13 protein-coding genes are annotated in these 17,142 nt (G+C 65.8%); 7 read left to right on the top strand and 6 right to left on the bottom strand.

The features are described from left to right. The first annotated feature begins 93 nt into the window (after positions 1 to 93). Both FHY02_RS22675 and FHY02_RS13890 read left to right on the top strand, forming a co-directional pair. Positions 94 to 1,293, top strand: coding sequence for an SHOCT domain-containing protein (locus tag FHY02_RS22675; RefSeq protein WP_260172900.1), 1,200 nt, complete (start codon positions 94 to 96; stop codon positions 1,291 to 1,293). After that, on the top strand, positions 1,290 to 2,162 hold the full coding sequence (locus FHY02_RS13890; RefSeq protein WP_183923136.1) for a hypothetical protein: 873 nt from the start codon (positions 1,290 to 1,292) through the stop codon (positions 2,160 to 2,162). Before FHY02_RS22675 ends, FHY02_RS13890 begins: the two co-directional genes overlap by 4 nt. A 146-nt stretch (positions 2,163 to 2,308) precedes the next feature. Here the strand turns inward: FHY02_RS13890 and FHY02_RS13895 are convergent, their stop codons facing one another. The 3 genes from FHY02_RS13895 to FHY02_RS13905 form a co-directional block, all read right to left on the bottom strand. After that, a complete protein-coding gene (locus FHY02_RS13895; RefSeq protein ID WP_183923146.1) occupies positions 2,309 to 3,493 on the bottom strand; it encodes an ImmA/IrrE family metallo-endopeptidase in 1,185 nt (394 codons plus the stop codon). Continuing rightward, on the bottom strand, positions 3,490 to 3,777 hold the full coding sequence (locus FHY02_RS13900; protein WP_221198654.1) for a type II toxin-antitoxin system HigB family toxin: 288 nt from the start codon (positions 3,775 to 3,777) through the stop codon (positions 3,490 to 3,492). Before FHY02_RS13900 ends, FHY02_RS13895 begins: the two co-directional genes overlap by 4 nt. A 432-nt stretch (positions 3,778 to 4,209) precedes the next feature. Then, on the bottom strand, positions 4,210 to 10,275 hold the full coding sequence (locus FHY02_RS13905; protein WP_311731839.1) for a DUF3320 domain-containing protein: 6,066 nt from the start codon (positions 10,273 to 10,275) through the stop codon (positions 4,210 to 4,212). 849 nt (positions 10,276 to 11,124) lie between these two features. On the opposite strand from FHY02_RS13905, the gene FHY02_RS13910 reads away from it, so the two are divergent. Genes FHY02_RS13910 through FHY02_RS13925 form a run of 4 tightly spaced genes read left to right on the top strand, consistent with a single transcriptional unit; the run spans position 11,125 to position 13,944 of the window. Next, a complete protein-coding gene (locus FHY02_RS13910) occupies positions 11,125 to 12,429 on the top strand; it encodes a peptidoglycan-binding protein (RefSeq protein WP_183923150.1) in 1,305 nt (434 codons plus the stop codon). Between the two features lie 2 nt (positions 12,430 to 12,431). Further along, the gene (locus FHY02_RS13915; RefSeq protein WP_183923152.1) at positions 12,432 to 13,037 is read left to right on the top strand and encodes a hypothetical protein; all 606 of its coding nucleotides are present in this window, start codon (positions 12,432 to 12,434) and stop codon (positions 13,035 to 13,037) included. Continuing rightward, a complete protein-coding gene (locus FHY02_RS13920) occupies positions 13,034 to 13,489 on the top strand; it encodes a hypothetical protein (RefSeq protein WP_183923154.1) in 456 nt (151 codons plus the stop codon). The genes FHY02_RS13915 and FHY02_RS13920 overlap by 4 nt, the downstream gene beginning before the upstream one ends. 23 nt (positions 13,490 to 13,512) lie before the next feature. Continuing rightward, positions 13,513 to 13,944 carry a type VI secretion system amidase effector protein Tae4 gene (locus tag FHY02_RS13925; protein ID WP_183923156.1) on the top strand — a complete coding sequence of 144 codons (432 nt, stop codon included), beginning with the start codon at positions 13,513 to 13,515 and terminating at the stop codon, positions 13,942 to 13,944. Positions 13,945 to 13,990: 46 nt separating this feature from the next. Here the strand turns inward: FHY02_RS13925 and FHY02_RS13930 are convergent, their stop codons facing one another. Further along, a complete protein-coding gene (locus FHY02_RS13930; protein WP_260172901.1) occupies positions 13,991 to 14,923 on the bottom strand; it encodes a LysR family transcriptional regulator in 933 nt (310 codons plus the stop codon). A gap of 102 nt (positions 14,924 to 15,025) precedes the next feature. Between FHY02_RS13930 and FHY02_RS13935 the strand changes: the two genes are divergently transcribed. Beyond that, positions 15,026 to 15,343, top strand: a complete 318-nt coding sequence (locus FHY02_RS13935) for a UrcA family protein (RefSeq protein WP_183923158.1) — start codon at positions 15,026 to 15,028, stop codon at positions 15,341 to 15,343. A gap of 61 nt (positions 15,344 to 15,404) precedes the next feature. Here the strand turns inward: FHY02_RS13935 and FHY02_RS13940 are convergent, their stop codons facing one another. Further along, complete coding sequence (locus FHY02_RS13940; protein WP_183923160.1) at positions 15,405 to 16,415, bottom strand: hypothetical protein; 1,011 nt, start codon at positions 16,413 to 16,415, stop codon at positions 15,405 to 15,407. Then, on the bottom strand, positions 16,412 to 16,885 hold the full coding sequence (locus FHY02_RS13945; RefSeq protein WP_183923162.1) for a hypothetical protein: 474 nt from the start codon (positions 16,883 to 16,885) through the stop codon (positions 16,412 to 16,414). Before FHY02_RS13945 ends, FHY02_RS13940 begins: the two co-directional genes overlap by 4 nt. Positions 16,886 to 17,142 lie beyond the last annotated feature (257 nt).

Below are 17,142 nucleotides of genomic sequence, written 5' to 3' on the forward strand. Positions count from 1 at the left end.
GACAGCATAGCTCCGCGCTCGCGAAGAGCGGCGCGCCGCGAGATGGCGGCAAGACGGGGGTCTTCAGCAATGCTTAGAAAGGGCGCCGCCGCCTTGGCGGTCTGCGCCGTGCTCGTGGCGTCGGGCGCGAGCGCGCAGGATAGAAACAAGGCTCGGGCGGAAGCGAAGTCCGCAGCAGCGGGGCTCAGGGCGCTGGGAGAACCGAAGGACCGCTGCGCGACGGGCGCCGAGCTCCAGGGGGAGAACGTGGTGGTCCGCGCCTCCCGCGGCTCCTCGCTGCTTCCAGGAGATCGGCTCGAGTCGCTCAACGGTCAGGACGTGACCCATGGCGACATCGCGGCGACGATCGGCATCCTGCGCTCGGTCGCGCCAGGCGCCACCATCCCCGCGACAGTCCGGCGCGGACAGGCCCGGACCGAGGTCAGCATCGTCTGCACGAATAGCCGGCCGATCATGGAAGCCTACGTTGCGGGTCTCGATCAGGCCGCTGCGGGCAAGTTCGACGACTGCGCGGCCACCTTCGGCCGTCCGCTCGATTTCGGGGCCGGCGGCGCCCTGGCGCGGGCACGCTGTCTTGCGCTAGGCCGCAAGCCGGACGCGCGCGTCGTCGCCGAGGCGGAATTCGTCGCGCTCAGGATGGCCATAGAGGATGCGACGTACATGCCGCCCTCGCGCCGGCGGCTGGCTCAGCAGCTCCGTGTGTCCGAGGCGTCGATGTCCCAGCAGGTCGGCGCCGCGCGTTTCCAGGAGCTCGTCGCCCTCACCATGCGATGGCCCGGGGACGCCGACCTGTTCGCCAGATCCGAGCCCGACTGGGCTGCGTTCCGCCGGAAAGGCGAGGAGGTGCTGCGGGCACGCCTCGTCGATCCTGAATCCGCCCGCATCGAATGGCCGCGCGGCTTCCTGTACGGATCCTGGAAGCCCATCCTCAGCAAGCGCATCGAGGGCTACTGGACCTGCGGCCTCGTCAATGCGCGCAACCGGATGGGGGGCTATACCGGCTCGACGGCCTTCGTCGTCGTCATGGATCCGGACGGAAACGTCCTCTTCTCCGACATGGGCTCGGCAAGGGAGTACGACCTGGTGTCGAGTCAGTGCACGGGCTCGGCCAACATGCTTCCGCCGGCGCCGCCCCAGCTTCAGGCGTCGGCCACTCCGCCGGGCGAGCCGGCACGTCAGGGGTCCCTGGGCGACGAGCTGCGCAAGCTGGCGGAGCTGAAGGCTGCCGGCGCGCTTACCGACGGGGAGTTCCAGGCGGCCAAGGCCAAGCTCCTGGGCGAGACCGGAAGATGATCCCTTCTTCCCGCTCCACCTGCGGCAGCATCGCGGCGATCGCGGCCGCGCTACTTGCCGTTGTCGTCTCGGCGGCGCCTCCGGGAGCCGAAGCCCAGAAACGCCGGACTCCGGCGAGATCCTCGGCGCGGGCGGCGACGAAGGCCGATCCGGTCAAGGATCTCGTTCTCGCCATCGCAGTGAACCAGCGTCGGGACGGCGAGAGCCTGTTCGCGGCATGCGAACGCTCGAGCTTCCAGACTCTTGCATGGACCCTGGACGCGATGCGCACTCGCATCGCACTCGAGAAGGGCGAGTACGAGACGGAGGCGGAATTCGGCGTCCGTCGCCGAAAGCTCGAGGACGCGCTGAACCAGGACCGGGAGCTGGTGGTCTGCCAGCCGCTGGACGACAACGAGGACGCTCCATTCAGGTATGATGCCGAGCGTCAGGTCTTCGCAGGCACCTTCTCCCGTCACCAGAACGTCTGGCGGGACGTCAAGCGCACCGGCAGCTACGTGTCGAAGACCCGCATGGGCGTGAGCGCGACCGTCCGATCCTCGGTTCAGATCGAGTATGACGTCGATCTGGGATCGGCTCTGAGCGACAGGCGATCGGACTGCCTGAAGGGCAGCTACCAGGCCGAATACGAGCTGGCAGTCGCCAGGGAGAACGCGCCGCTGCTCAAGGCGCGAGGCTACCTCGTTTTCACGGGAAGGCTGGTGGCGCCCTTCGTCGATCGCGACGACACGGCGGGATCGCCGACGCTGGACGACCCGAACGACGTCTACGAGCGGTCCCTCACCGTGCACTTCGAACCGAGTACGGTCAGCGTCGCCGGGCCGATCGGACCTGCGGCCTGGACCTGCTCGTTCCGTAGCGCTGGCTGAGCCTGGACCTGGCTCTTCCTGCCTGCAGAAGCGCTCTAATCGTGCCGCCGCGATCGGGAGGGGCTTCAGCACGATCGATCGGCGGAATCGTCGTGCTGCCTGCCGTCACGCGTCAGCCCATGCCTTCGCAGTCGGGCGTCGCAATTTCAGATCGCCCTTTCGGCAACCGGCCAGTCCCGCATCTGGGAACGGACCGTCCGGTGTCCGAGCATCTTGGAGAAGCGCAGGTAGTTGCGGTTCACCATTCGCCAGCGGGCGGCGACGATGGCGGGGCTCACCCCGGCCTCCCCTGCGAGCCCCTCGATGTCCCTCCTGCTGGTGAACTCCCCCTTGTCGAAGTCCGCCCAGAGCCCGGGAGGGATCAGGGTATCTTCCGCGAGCCTGTCGGCCTCGCGTTCGATGCGGGTGGACGATCCGATGTCCAGATCGTCGAGGATGGCAGGGGTCGCGTTCCCGAGATGCAGCCGGACGTGCGCCAGCTCGTGCATGAGCGTGAACCAGAAGTTGTCGACCTGATCGCGGCGTAGCGTCATCGCGACCATCGGAACGCCGTCGGAGCGCAGCATGGCCGCGCCGTCGAGATGCGTCCCGGGCAGATGCGGCAGCGCCACGAACGAGATGCCGAGATCGGAGAGGGTCGCCTCTACCCTGGAGGGACCGTCCTCCAGGGCGCTCAGCCGGGCGATGGTCCGCATGGACGCCTCGAGTGCCGGACGGTCGAAGCTGCCGCGCACCGTGTTCTCCCGGGAGCGGAGCAGAGCGGCCGCGCACCACGCCTGCATCGCGGCCGGGTCCGTCTTCGCGTTGGTCCTGTCCGTGCGGGTCTGGCGCAGCATCGCCAGCGACGGAGCGCCGTCGAGCGCCCGGCGGAGCATCTCGCCCAGCTGCTCCCCAGCCCGCAGGATGCCCCAGGCGGAGAGCTTCTCCTCGACCGGCTTGGCGAGCCTTGCGACCGGTCGCGGCTCCTCGTCCTCGCCCAGCAGGGACTCGGCCGGGATGTCGAGATGGCGAGTGAGCGCGCGGATCATGTCCAGCGACAGCGCACGGCTGCCATTCAGGACCTCCGAGACGCGCGACCGCGATCCGAGTATGGGCTCGAGGTCGCGCGTAGACAGGCCGCCCTGCTCCATGCGGAAGCGGATCGCCTCGATCGGCGTCGGCGCCTCGATAGGATAGGCAGACTTCTCGAAGTTCTCCACGAGGACGGACAGCACGTCGAGCTCGTCGGACTCGGGCGTTCCAACCTCCGCATCGATGATGACCTCGATGCGCGCCAGAGCATTCTCGTAGTCCTCGTCGTTGCGCAACGGCGCTACGGATACCATGGTCATTTTTTTCCTCCACCGACTATCTCGGCAGTGACTTCGTCATACTCGGCGTGCGTCCCGACGAACTTCACCAGGACGATTTGCAACTGGTAGTTGATGTGAACGATAAGCCGATACTTGTTGCCCGCGATGTTGAAGACGACACGGTTGTCGCCCACGATGCTCGCGCTCTTGTACTTCGCCTTGACATCCGCCGGCGTCTTCCATGCGGCGGCCATGGCCTCCGCGTACCAGGCCTTCAGAGGCTCCTCCGAGTCCTCCCGCTGCGGTGTCGACCAGTGCTCCACGAGCGGCCGCCTGCTTAAAACTCTCATGCAATCATGCTCGCTCGAACCGATGATGTCAATCGATGTTCCCGTCGCGGGAACATCGACATGTAGCAGCTTGGATCATGGCGGCAAGCCCACGACCGGCTGTCTCGCGCTGCGGCTCCGCCTCGCGCCCCTCCTGCACGCCTGTCGGCCAGCCGTCGCCCGCTCGGGGTCGGGCCATGGCGTTATCCCGGGGCGGACTGGCTCCGCGACACGGATGCCATCGGCGTTCCTCTGCGCGAGAGCTCTTCGATGACATCGTTCGGTTCGCCGGAAATCGACGGACCCGGACGATGGATCGCCCGTATGGCGACCTCGGACGAGACGAGACGCGGACACAGACGCCGCAGAACCGCCAGCCTATGTGTCCGAGCCGATGGCGGCGCGATGCGCTGAGCGCGACGTCGCCTATCGCAGGTCCCGGCGGGCAGGCTCATCTTGCCCGGAAGGTTGCCCGGGGTCCTGCGCCTGAGCTGCCCCTGCGTCGGGCCGCCCGCGCGCCTTGCCGGCGCCCCGCGAAGATCCCGCGGCTGCACTGCCGGCGGCAGGACCGTACCGGCGTGCGACGATCGATGCCGAACGCTCGCCAAACGGGGCGACATGGTCCTCCACGTCCGCGATCCGGCTTCTTGCTGCCGACGACAGCCTTCGGATCCCGAAGAACCGCGCGATGGCGACGGGGTCGCTAAGTCCGGTCGCGCCGATCTCCTCGAGCGATATGTCCTCGATCTGCCTGATGTCCTCCTCGGACGAGGGCGCTCGTGCGGCGCGCCATCTGTCCTGCTGCTCCTGCCCGAGCCAGACGAATGACTCGACCCCGTCGCTGGAGAGATGATGGCGGCCGCCCGCCAGCGTCATGATGCGGTCGCGGATCACCCTGCCCGTCCTCTGGAAGCCGTGCGCCCGCGCGATCCGCTGCACGAGCATCCCCTCCGAAACGGGCGCCTCGCATTCGAGCACCCGCTTGACGAGCAGGCAGAGGACCGGATCGTAGCTGGCGTCGTAGAAGGCGTCGGGGTCGATCATCTCGCTCAGCCCCTCGAAGGTCGCCCGACGGTACTTGCCGGCGGACTCGGCACGACCTGGACCCGACGCACCGGCGATCGTCGGCTCCAGCCGGCCGCGAGCGCCGCCCGAATCGTCGAGAGCCGCTCCCACGCCGTCCTCATGACCGACGTCCTGCGCGACCGCGCCTGCGGACGGGACCTCCGGCGGAGCCGAAGGCGCGCCCCGTTCCGTCTCGGCCGCAGATGTCGGAACGGAGGCCGCGGGCTGCACCGCATGCTCGGCGGCCGACGCGCGGCTGCGGGCGAGATGCTCCTCCAGCCTCTCGTGCAGCCTGTCGGCCGCCCGGCGTCGGTCGATCCACCAGTCCGTCGACCACACGCGCTCGAGCGACCATCCGAGATCCTGCAGGATCGACGCGCGGACCCTGTCGCGGTCCCGCGCGGTGGCGGCGCTGTGGTAGGTCGCCCCGTCGCATTCGACGCCCAGCAGGAAGTCGCCCGGACGGTCCGGGTGGACGATGCCGAGATCGATCCGGAAGCGCGACACGCCGACCTGCGGCACGACCGTCCATCCCCGCCGCTGAAGCTCCCAGGCCACGGCCTCCTCGAAGGGCGAGTCCATGCCGCCGACCGAGCCGCGGTCCGCCTCGGCCAGGGCGCGTGGCCCTCTCTCGGCGAACTGGATGAAGTGCTTCAGGTCCGCGATCGCGCGCTGGCTTGTCCTCGACAGGTCGATCATGCCCGGATCGAAGGAGGTGAAGACGACCATCTCCTGCCGGGCCCTGGTGACGGCCACGTTGAGGCGTCGCCACCCGCCCTGCATGTTGAGCTTGCCGAAGTTCATCGACATCGTCCGGCCGCCGGGTTCGGTCGGACCGAAGGAGATGCCGAGCAGGATGACGTCCCGCTCGTCTCCCTGCGCCGTCTCGAGGTTGCGCACCACGACCGGCTCCAGCCGCTGCTCGGCGTCGAAGTGCGGCTCGATCTCGGGATGGGCACGTCTCGCCTTGTCGAGAAGGTCCTCCACGAGGCGCATCTGCTCGGCGTTCATGGTGATGATGGCGAGCGTCATTGGCCTGCCGCCCGCATCGACGAAGTTGGGGTCCCGGAGGCGCGCCACCGCCTCGTCGACGATCGCGCGCGCCTCGATCGCGTTGGTCTTCTCGGCGCCTCGCGCCCAGACCCCGTCGACACGACGCCAGCTCACCGCGCTTGCCTGCGTGACGGGTGCGGGGAAGGTCACCAGCCGCCCCTCGTAGTAGCGGTGGTTGGAAAAGGTGATCAGGCTCTCGTGTCGGCTGCGATAGTGCCAGTCCAGACTGTGCTGCGGCACGCCGGCCCCGAGGCACTCGTCCAGAATGCTGTCCAGATCCGGCTCGACGTCCTCGTCGGCGCTGACCGAACCGACGCCGCGCTGGAAGTCGCTGCTCGGCGGCATCTGTCTCGGATCTCCGGCGATGACGACCTGCCGGCCGCGCGCCATCGCGCCGATCGCATCCCACGGCGTGATCTGCGAGGCCTCGTCGAAGATGACGAGATCGAAGAGCTCCTGATCGGCGGGCAGATACTGGGCGATCGAGAGGGGGCTCATCAGCATGCAGGGCGCGAGCCGCGTGAAGGCCTCGCCCATGTCGGCCGCGAGCTGTCGGATCGGCTTGCTGGGCCGCTGCAGCTGCAGCTGGTGCTTGAGGACGCCGTATCCGTCCCGGCCCTGCGCGTCGTTCTTGTCCGGAATGGAACCGCAGAGGCGGGCGCGGATGTAGCGCGAGGCGAGGTCGGCCATGCGGGCGTCGAGCTCGCGGAAGCGGGCGATCCGGTCCTCCTGCTCGCCGGCGACGAAGCGGGTGAGCACCGGCTCGGCGTCGATGCGGCTGCCCGCGAACCAGCGGGCGTAGGCGACCTCGAAGACATCGCCCGCCCGGGCGGCCTGCACGTCCCCGTGCTCCAGCGCGGTCACAAGCGGCAGAAGGCCGAGAGCGATCGCCTCGTCGCGGACGCGCCGCCAGTTGGCCCAGGCGGCGAGCCGGCTGGCATTGTCGCGCACGGCCCGGGCGCGGTCCCGCAGCGAGGTAAGGTCACCTTCCCCTTCCGCCTCGGCCAGCCCGTCGAAGCGCTCCCGTGTCAGGTCGAGGCTCGCGACGGCGTCCGTCAGACGCCGGACCACGGCGGCGTTACGACCGTCCGGTGCGAGCACGTCGTTGGCGTCGAGAACGAGCCGGGCGACCGCCTCGCGACGCTCGGCGAGAGCGTCTGGACCGTCGGAGGCGGCGCCGATGGCGGACCTAAGCCGCAGCGCGAGATCGGCGTCACCCTCGAGCGCCGCTACGTCCGTGCCGAGCCCGTTCCATGACGGGATCGCGGCGGCGCGCGGCGCCAGATCGTCGATTCCGTCCAGAAGTTCTCTCATCCTCGACAGCTTCGGCAGATCGGCTTCGACGTCGACTGGGCCGACGACGCCGCCGGCGTCCGCCAGCTGTCGTGCGACCTTCCTCCTGCCGAGCGTGGCGAGAAACCAGAAGCGACGTCCCGCTGCAGTCCACGCCGTCCGAATGCCGTCGAGATCGATGCGGCGCGCGCTCTCGGCGGAGTAACGGGCGGAGAGTTCGGCCTCGATGGACCGGTACTCCGCTATCAGCGAACCCGCCGAGCGGGCCGCGGCAGCCCGGTCGATCAGATCCGGCAGGAAGGCGAACCGCATGTCTCGTCCGTGACACTCGAGTGCGACCCCGAGCAGGTCGAGCGTCCGGGCGAGATCGTCCCGGGTGGCGAGCGCAAGAGACGGGCGGGTCGCCGCCCTGGCCGCCTCCGTCGCCTCGTGCAGCGCGTCCAACGCCTTCAGCAGCTCCGCCGCGGCGGAGACGATCTCCTGCTGCCAGCCGTTCGACCACTCCGTCCGTCCGATCCCCTCCATCCCGGGCGGCAGCCCTCCCACGTCGCCGCGGGCTATGGCGAGACGGCGCACGACCTCGCGCATCCGGACCATGTCGTCCCGGTCATGCGACGTCCCCGGAGGGAAGGAGAGGACGGGCGTACCGTCGTCGAGATCGCGGACCGTACGGCCGATCGCGCGGTGCAGGGTCCACCCGCTTGGATCGGACCGGTGGAGGAGTGCCACCACCTCGTTCAGCTCGTCGCGAAGCCGTCTCGCGGCCGCCGCCTCCTGCTGCCATTCGGTCTCGGAGAGCGCGTCCCTGGCGGTCCATGCGCGGTCCAGCTGCTTCAGCACCTCGCTCTTGGTCGCCTTCGCGGAGTGCAGCTCCAGACAGAACGGGCCGAGGCCCTTGTCGGCGAGCCGACGCTGGACGACGTCCAGCGCCGCGCGCTTCTCGGCGACGAAGAGGACGCGCCGACCCACTGCGAGATTGTGCGCGATCATGTTGGCGATGGTCTGCGACTTGCCGGTGCCGGGTGGTCCGTCGAGGACGAAGTCCCTTCCCTGTGCCGAAGCCACCACCGCGGTCAGCTGGGAGCTGTCCGCCGGCAGCGGCGTGAAGATCGAGGCGGGATCGACGAGCTCGTCGAGCCTCTCCGGACGCGGGAAGTCTCCACGCCCCGCGAAGGCGTCGCCCGTGCGGTCGATCAGGTGGCTGACGACGGGGCTTTCCCTGAGCCGGTCCGACCGGTCGACCAGATCCTTCCACATGAGGTACTTGGCGAAGGAGAAGGTCCCCACCGCGACGTCAGGCACGACCTCGAAGCCGGCCATGTCGCGGACGGCGGTCCGCACGGCGCGCCACACCGCCGGAACGTCTACTCCGGAAGCATCCTTGGGCAGCTCGCCCTCGAGGCCCGGAATGACGAGCTCGAAGTCCTGCCGCAGCAGCTCTAGCAGCGTGAGATTGAAGCGCGGCTCGTCCTCGTGGGCGCTCATGACGACACCGGACATGGCGCTCTTGCGCTCGAGTCTCACCGGCATGAGCACGAGGGGCGCCCTGTACGTGCGCTCCTCGTTCGGGGTCTTCTTCCACTTGAGGAAGCCGAGCGCGAGATAGAGGGTGTTGGCACCGCCCTCCTCGAGATCGCTCCTGGCCTTGCGGTACAGCTCGATCAGCAGGGCATCGAGCCTGTCCTTCGGCATCGGCGAGAGCGTCTCGCCGCGAGCAAGCGCAGCCTGGGCCACTTCCGCCCTCAGGCTTTCCTGCGTCTGCTGCTGGTAGAGCGCCTCGTCGCGTCCGCCGGTCGTGAGCTCGGGCACCGGCGAGATGCGGATCTTCCTGCCGCCGGACAGCAGATCCTCGAGCGCTCCCGGATCGGGGCAGAGCAGCTTCAGGACCTTCGCGCCGTCCGGCAGGTGCAGCAGCCTGTTGCTCGTGGTCAGGTTGAGCAGCTTGCGCTGCCACTGCCTGATGCGGCCTCCCGGGCCGTCCGGCTCGACCTCGACGTCCACGTCGAACGCGGGGAGCTCGGGCGCGAGCTCGAGCGCTTCGGACACCTGCGCTTCCGGGACGGATCCGGGCTGCTGGGGCGCCAGGGCGACCGCAAGCGGCCTGATCTTCTGGATGCGCGCGCGACGGACGTCGATCGCCATCTCGAAGCTGGCCTCGACGCTCTCGTCGACCTGCCGGCGGGCGGCGGCGATCGCCTGCACGAAGCCGGCCGGCGGGCTCTGGGTCGCGAGCGTCGTCTCGAAAAGCAGAAGGTCGTCGATGTCGAAGCGTCGGCGGATCGCCGCGGCCTCGTCGGTGAGCAGGGTGGAAAATTCTATGGGCTGGAGCCAGACGCCCACGAACGCGTGGCCCCGCGTGAGGACGAGTATCGGGTTGAGGCCGGCCTGCTCGAGCGCCGACGCGAACAGCAGCGCGGTATCTAGACAGGTCGCCAGACCTCCCTCCAGCACGGCGCTCGGATTGCGGACCTTCTGGCCGACCTGTTCGAAGCTGGCGGGCGGCAGGCTGTACGTCAGCCGGAGGCCGCTCACGGCCGCCCAGATCGCCGAGGATAGCTCCCAGACGCGCTTGCGCTCCTTCGAGATGTAGCCGTCGATGGCGTCGGACTTGCCGGCACGGCGCAGCGCATCGGAGGCCGACTTGAGTATTCTGTCGACCGCCGGATCGTTGGGCATGACGAAGGCGGGAAGAAGCTCCGCCATGTCGCCCAGGCCGCCCCACTCGTTCCGCGCAAGCAGCTCGACGGGCCACGTGGCACGTGCCAGCGATGCGCCTTGACTGTCGAGCAGTTCGAACGTCACCTCTCCGGTCATCCGCTCGGCGACCTCGTGGAGGAAGGAGGCGCTGAGCGACACCGATCGGTCGGTGATCTCCAGCCGATCGCCAGGCTGCATTCGCTCGATGCGCCAGGTCTTCTCCTGCAGGAACGGCGGATCGGCGAACAGGCGCAGGCTGAGGCCTTCCTCGGTCTTCGAGCCTCGCGCCTCGACGATGAGCTCTCGGACGAGCGGAACGGCGTTCTGGTGCGAGGCGAAGCCGATCTTCGACGAGACCGTCGCCTGGATGTCAAATTTACTCACTGCCCGTGCGCTCCCCCGCGCGTCTCCGACCGGCCGACGCGTCTCTCGTCTCAGATGCACTCGTCGCCTTGGCGGCAACTCCTTGGCAAGTGGTGAAAATAGTTCATTCATCCGTCGCGACGCCACTCGGATCGTCTCCGGATCGAAGATGAGCGATGAGGCGCCGGCCGGCGTGCAGAACGACGTCAGGTCGTACGTGCTATCGTCCCAACAAGAAGTCTTCCCGTCCACGTCAGGGAACGATCCTCGGCTACTTTCTCACGAGAAAGCTGCCTTCGTGGCACGGAGAGGGCGCAGTGCCTTGCGGTCACCGAAGCGCCCTCCTTGATGTTAGCGATCTACGTCTACACGACGGAACGGTAAAAATCAGCGTTTTCGACGGATGTTTTGTCCAATCAGCTTATCCGCACGAGGCGTAGTTATGACGATCAGGAACGCGGGGGGCGTTCGAATCGGTTCAGCACGAACGAAGTGGAGGATGCTCATGCGGCCTTTACGTGCTCGTCTGCGATTAAATTCCTGATTTATCGCTTAAACACCGTCATTGCTCGTCTGCTGTCGAGCATAGGAACTTCAGATTCCTAACGACAGACGTAGGGTCGGACGACGAGGGTCGATCTCATGTTGCTTCAGGGAGCAGCAGTTATGTCTCGTCACTTCAGAACGCACCATGTTGTTGTCGCCGCCGTACTCCTGAGCATACCGCTCGGGTCCGCAAGCGCCGCGGTACAGCGGATGGGAATAGCGGCGGGCACTTACCGCATTTCCGCCAACGGCTCGCGAAGCGTTCCCGCCTTCTGCTTCGACTACACTAGGAAGAGCCCTTCACGAGGTAGCCGGTTCGACACGGTGCTGACCGACAGCAGCTCCGCGACCGTAAAGGTCGGCCAGAGGCGCATGACACTCCAGCAGGCGATCTCGCAGGGCATCGTCCAGGTAAGCGGCACGCAGCACACGATGGACAGCGTGCTGAAACGCGTCGACGACCCAAGTCTCCGCGCCCGCATGAGCCCGGCCGAGATACAGCGGTATCGAGTTCTGCAGGCCTATTGGGCTCATATGCCTCCCGCTCAGCGTGCTCAGATCGAACGAGCGAACGCGTCCTACTTTGCACAGCAGGGCGATCACACGCGCCTGCAGTTCTCCAGCAGGACGAACCAGCCTGTCGAGATCACGTTCGGAAAGACGGCGCTTCTGGGCACCGATGCAGATCGGGGTCTAGCTACGCCGGATCTACAGATCTCCGGGAGCTCGCCGCAGCACGCGGAGCAAGCCGCGATCTGGCGCAAGATGACCCGCCGTCATCAGGCCTTACTCGCCACTTCCGGCTACGCCGTTAAGGTCGATGGCGTAGCGAGCAGGTCGACGAAAGGGCAGATCGCCCGCTTTCAGCGCGATCACAAGCTCGTTCAGTCCGGCGAGATAGACGTTCCGACGGAAAAGGCGCTCGTAAGGGAAAGCGGTCAGGCTTCCGCGCTGAAGGCGGTCAACACCAATCCTGCTCGCGAGTACACCGTCCTCTACGTATCTCGAAACCCGTCCAGCGAGGGGACGGTATACCAGGTACATGACGGCAGCGGGCCGCGGTTCTCCGCAACGACAATCAGCGACATCATTAAGGGAATGGGAGCGCAGCCAGGCTCGGGCAGCAAGCGCGTCTTCCTCGTTCCGCGAGGCCTGGACGAGAGGCAGGTGGGCCTGCTTGCCGCTTCTGCCGACAACTACAGCAGAGCGGAGGCGCAGGGCCGTCCGGCCGTCGGAGTGATGAAGGTCAGCGGCGTGACCGACGAGGCGATGTTCCAGCGCACCGTGCAGCTCGACATAGGCGAGACCGTGACGAGAAGCGCTGGCGCCAGCGGCGCGTACGAGAAGCTAATCACTTTCCAGAGTGCCGATGGCCGTTCGAAGACCGTCACGGTCGTATCCTTCGCCAGGAATTTGATGGATCAGTTCATCCGCAACCTCCAGGCGTTGTTCTCTCGTCATCAAGGCAGCCCGACCGCGCCGACGCCGGCTCAGCTGATATCCCTAGCGCTCGAACAAACTCGACGTGATGCAGGGCTCACCCGCAGGGAGATGAAGGAGCAGCTCAGCGTGGAGATCTCTAATACGCAATTTGCCAGCCGGCTCATCCTGAGCAGGATCGCAGGATAAACATGACTGCCTCGACTACTCCATCGGACTGGATGGTAGGCGTCTGCCTTCCATTGAGTGAAGGCGAGTACAGCTTGCACTCATCGAATCCAGGCTCGTTCGACCTCGTCCACCAAATCGATGGAGGCTGGCCAGTCTACCAGCGAGCATTACTGACAACTATTCTTGAGGCGCTAAACTATTACAAAAATCTAGGCGTACTTATTGAGCCGAGTTTTACCCTTAACAAATTTAATCGTCTGAGCCATCACATTGGCGCTAATAAGGTTTTTACACTTGTCGGCCACTGGACCGAAATAGGAGTTGAGCTAGCTGATGGGATTACGCCTTTTGACACCATCGTTGATATCATTCCGCCGACATATTGCGGTGTGGTCGATCTATGCGTGTGCCATCCCACACCACTAGCTGCCGCCCTGCGGCTCAGACGACCGTCCATCCGAACCATCAGGTTCGTGGACGCTCCTGTGTCGTTGCTTCTCTGGCTGCGCCTCTACAAGGCTCTTTTCGCCCTGCTGTCTCAAACAAGTCTCGACGTAGACGATGCGATGCAGGCCTGGATAGGCGCAGCGATTGACGGCGCCAAGAACCTTGGGAGGAGACCATGAGCCGCCAGATCGTAAGCAAAGAGGACATCGCCAAAGCTACCACGATGGGACCCGGCGCCAAGCCAGTCAAGGCACCAGACACCTACGTGGAAAGGCTTGTGAAGTACATCCCGCCAGATGTTATCGCAGCCTACGTAACCATAGAGGGAATGATAGCTGCGGCAGAGAACTCTAGAGATAAGGCCCCACTATCCTGGGCGGTATTCGTGATTATTCTAATAGCATGTCCACTCTACCTTAGAAGATCTGGCGTAATCAAGCCACTTCAACTTATTCTCTCGACGTTAGCATTTGCTGTTTGGGCATTTGCGTATAACGGACCTCCCTTTTCGCTCCTTCAGCTCAGCCCAATCTATGGTGCAGTCCTGCTCACGCTCACTACCTTTCTGATCCCCATCATCGTCCCGGAAAGTAGCCAAGGTCCGGCAAAGCCGGCTGCGACGGCGATCTAGCTGCGAATAGAGGAGACGTTCTCGTGAAATTCGAAGATCTGTGGGCCGCATATCCGGAAGAGGACTTCCCTTGCCTTGATGCTATCGGCGAGCCGGCATTCGAGAACCAGTGCGCGATCCGCATGGGCACGACGCTGGCGGCTGCAGGGATCGACCTGAGCTCTTTCGGAGGAAGCACGTGCTGGCACAATCATGGCAACGCGCACACACTGCGGGCGGAGGAGCTGTCGGCCTGGCTTGATGAGACGGTAGGTCCTTGGGCACCCACAGAGACGCACGACGGTGCTATTGCCGACACCTTTTCCGGCCGACAGGGCATCATACTATGCCGAAATTTCTGGGGCACCGGAAATCAGGGCGATCACATCGATCTCTGGAACGGCTCCGCGATGAGGCACGGTGCTGCCGAATATATCGACAGGTCGGAGCAGGTTCTTTTCTGGGAGGTGCGATAAATCTGTATCGGGATTGTTCCTATCCCGGTAAGGGAAGGGTGACCAACTAATGGTAATGGTTGATCTCGGCACCTCTCCGTGACTGTCGCGGCAGGCTCGCGAGCCGCTCAGCAATAAAGTCAAGCGTAGCTCGGATACGCGGCTGGTGTCGCAGGCGCTCGTGGGTCAGAAGCCAGAGACCTCGCTCGCCGTCCGGCATTGGCGGAAGGCAGCGGACGAGCTCGGGATTCAGATCCGCGACAAGGCAAGGCAGCGCCGCGATGCCCAGGCCCGACCGCACGGCCGACAGCATACCGAGCGAGGAGTCGTGCTCGACGACGACGTGCTCTGCGAGACCATGTCTCTCCAGCCAGTCGCGATAGTACTTCCTGACACCCGGTTCGCCGCCGCCGATCAGCACATGGCCGGCGAGATCCGCGCGCCGCGTCGGCTTGCCGCGCCGCTGAGCGTAGCCGACGCTGCAGTAGATGCCCCAGTCGTCGGTCGCGACGCGTCGGCCGACGAGTCCGGCACCCTCGGGACGTACGCAGGATCGAAGCGCGACGTCGGCTCCGCCGGCGGCAAGATCACGCACCGCGTCGGTCGTGTCGAGCTGCAGCCTGATCTGCGGAAACGCCTCGTGGAACTCGCCAAGCATCGGCGTCAGGATCGTCGTGGCGTAGATGTCGCCGATCGTCAGCCTGACCGTCCCGCTCGCCACGCGCATCCGTGCGGCGGAGGCGTCCTCGAGGTCGAGTGCCGCCTGCTGTATCCGCAACGCATGCGGCATCAGCCCCCTCCCCTGCTCGGTAAGCAGATAGCCGGTCGGCAGTCGCTCGAAGAGGGGGAGCCCTAGCGCGGCCTCCAGCGCTGCGATCCTTCGTGCGACCGTCGTCTGGCTCACTCCCAGCAGGCGCCCCGCCGAAAGGGTGCTGCCGGTCTCGGCCACCGCGATGAGGTGTCGCACGTCGTTCCAGTCGAACATGGCGACGTTCTGCATCCTTGCAGAAGGTTCGCGCAAGATCGTCGTTAGTCGACGAGGTCGGATGCGCCTATCTCCGCGAAGGCGCACGCCGGCCGCTGCGCGTGGAGATCATCTGCCATGAAGTTCGTAATTCTGGTCGCGGCGCTCGCCGCGAACGGCCTCGTTGCGCCTGTCCTCGCTCAGGACGCCCCTGCTGCGATCGCCGTCTCGTATCAGGACCTCGATCTGGCGCGTGCGGGCGACGTGTCGAAGCTCGACCTTCGCATCGCCCGAGCCGCCGACACGGCCTGCGGCCGGGTTTCGAGTATCGATCTCGCGGGGATCGTCGACAAGCCCCGGTGCCGACATGACGCGATCGTCTCGGCGCGACTGCTCCGCGACCGCGCCGTTGCCGCGGCAGGTGTAGGCGGTGCGTCGGGCAATCGCACCCACTGATCACCCAGGGAGAGCAGGTCGTTACGATTGCCGAATGCAGAACGGTCCTGAGCCCTGCTGACTACGCCGGCGAGGTAGCTGCACGCCTAAGAAGCTCGTTGACAAGGTCGTCGGAGACGAAAGTGTCCCGGCCGAGCGTCAGCAGAAATCGGGCCACGATGGTGGGGAAGGAACTGGTGTTTTGGAAAAACATTAGTTCCTCCGCCACATACATTAGCTCGTCCCTGCGGCCGCCCTCCGCCCGCTCGAGGATGGACCGCGCGATGTCTTCGATGAGCCGGTCTTGATCGGACATCTTTCGCGGGGGCGCACCATAGCTCTGCTCCGCCCACTTCATCAGTCGACTTACCTGGGGGGCAAGCTCCAGTAGGGCGGGCAGATCGACGTCCCCACCTTCGAACGCGGCCAGCAGAGATCGATGCGTCGACGCATACCGATCAGGCGGCAGGTCGACGATCTTCTGATCGTAGAGATCCTTGTGGATCGTGCGAAGATCCGCGGCCTTCAACTCGCGGCGCTCGCGGCCTGGATGAAGATTTCCGATGATCCTGAGCCAGCTCGCCCACAGGCGCGCCGCGACGAGGCCGGCCGCAAGGTTGCCTTCGAAGCCGATGCGGTCGAGAGCTGTCGTATCCTCGGCCAGACGCGCGAGCATGGCCTCCTTGTTCTTCAGCGGACCTTGCACGTACCGCGCGTTTGACTGGTCTGCCGACACGTCGAAGAAGCGGATCTGGAGCTCCGCGCCCGGCAGCGCCGCCAGAGCCGAGGAGATCGTCTCGAAGCGCCAGAGCGCCTTCTCGTCCTCTACATAGCGGGGCAGCGATCTGCTTCCCGGGCGACCGCCCCCTCTGCGACGGCGGTTGGCGACCTCGATGATCAGCAGGTCACTTCGCTCCGCGCCCTTCTCGTCCCGAACGGCAATCTCGGCCACGATGTCGAGGTCCAATCCCTCGAGCGACGCGAGCGGCGCGATCCCGGCCTTCAGCCGATCTCCCGGTACGTTGGTCGCGACCGTGTAGCCTGCAGAGGTCAGCTCCGCGGCCATTGCCTTCAGCTGCGTGTCCTCATTCATCGAACCACCGATCGAGCGTGATTTGGAGCGGCGCCGACGGAGACGAACACCGCGGCCTGAGCGGAAAGCGCGGCGAGAGCCGCGCCATATTCTTCCGGCGTGAGCCGGCGCCCGCTCAGCCTCGTGCCGAAGCCGATCTTCGTCCGCTGGCTAACGACCTTCTCGACGTCGCGATCGTCATGAATGACACGCATCGGCAGCTTGGGTCCGCTGCCAGCCTTGCCGTCGAGCCCGTCCAGTATGGCCTTGAGGATGTTGTCGACGTCCTTCCTGCGATCGAGGTGCTGGAAGTAGCGGATGCGTACCGAACAGGCCGCGGTCACAAGGCAGCCGGACCACGTCCCACCCTTGACGCTCTCGGCGTGCACGTCGCCCCGCCAGTTCCTGTAGGCCGGGGTGCCGTAGCGGTTCACCGAAACGGGCGATCCCGTCACGAAGAACTCACGGTGGGCTCGGGGGAGGATCGCCATGCTCGTGTAGTGCACGTCGCAGCCGGTCAGGCCAAGCCTCGCCCGCAGGATCTTCGTTGCGTTCGGCGGTCAGATTGGGAGGGAAGCGGAACGGCCGTTCTCGGTAGACCGTCAGAGCCTAGCTGCCGTTCATTCAGATGTCCGCTGGGAGGCTCGTGTGCAACCGGGTGGAAAGCGAATGAAGATTCCTAGCGCACAATGCTCCAGTGGGACACTGGCCTTTAATACTTTCATTTGCCTAGGTATCTTTCTAGAGA

Source organism: Sphingomonas sp. BK069 (assembly GCF_014193405.1).
Taxonomy (GTDB): Bacteria; Pseudomonadota; Alphaproteobacteria; order Sphingomonadales; family Sphingomonadaceae; genus Sphingomonas.

Excerpts from the sequence above, each read along its gene's own strand:
- FHY02_RS13890 (WP_183923136.1), top strand. The coding sequence starts at position 1,290 with ATGATCCCTTCTTCCCGCTCCACCTGCGGCAGCATCGCGGCGATCGCG.
- FHY02_RS13895 (WP_183923146.1), bottom strand. The coding sequence starts at position 3,493 with ATGACCATGGTATCCGTAGCGCCGTTGCGCAACGACGAGGACTACGAG.
- FHY02_RS13915 (WP_183923152.1), top strand. The coding sequence starts at position 12,432 with ATGACTGCCTCGACTACTCCATCGGACTGGATGGTAGGCGTCTGCCTT.
- FHY02_RS13920 (WP_183923154.1), top strand. The coding sequence starts at position 13,034 with ATGAGCCGCCAGATCGTAAGCAAAGAGGACATCGCCAAAGCTACCACG.
- FHY02_RS13930 (WP_260172901.1), bottom strand. The coding sequence starts at position 14,923 with ATGCAGAACGTCGCCATGTTCGACTGGAACGACGTGCGACACCTCATC.
- FHY02_RS13935 (WP_183923158.1), top strand. The coding sequence starts at position 15,026 with ATGAAGTTCGTAATTCTGGTCGCGGCGCTCGCCGCGAACGGCCTCGTT.
- FHY02_RS13940 (WP_183923160.1), bottom strand. The coding sequence starts at position 16,415 with ATGAATGAGGACACGCAGCTGAAGGCAATGGCCGCGGAGCTGACCTCT.
- FHY02_RS13945 (WP_183923162.1), bottom strand. The coding sequence starts at position 16,885 with ATGGCGATCCTCCCCCGAGCCCACCGTGAGTTCTTCGTGACGGGATCG.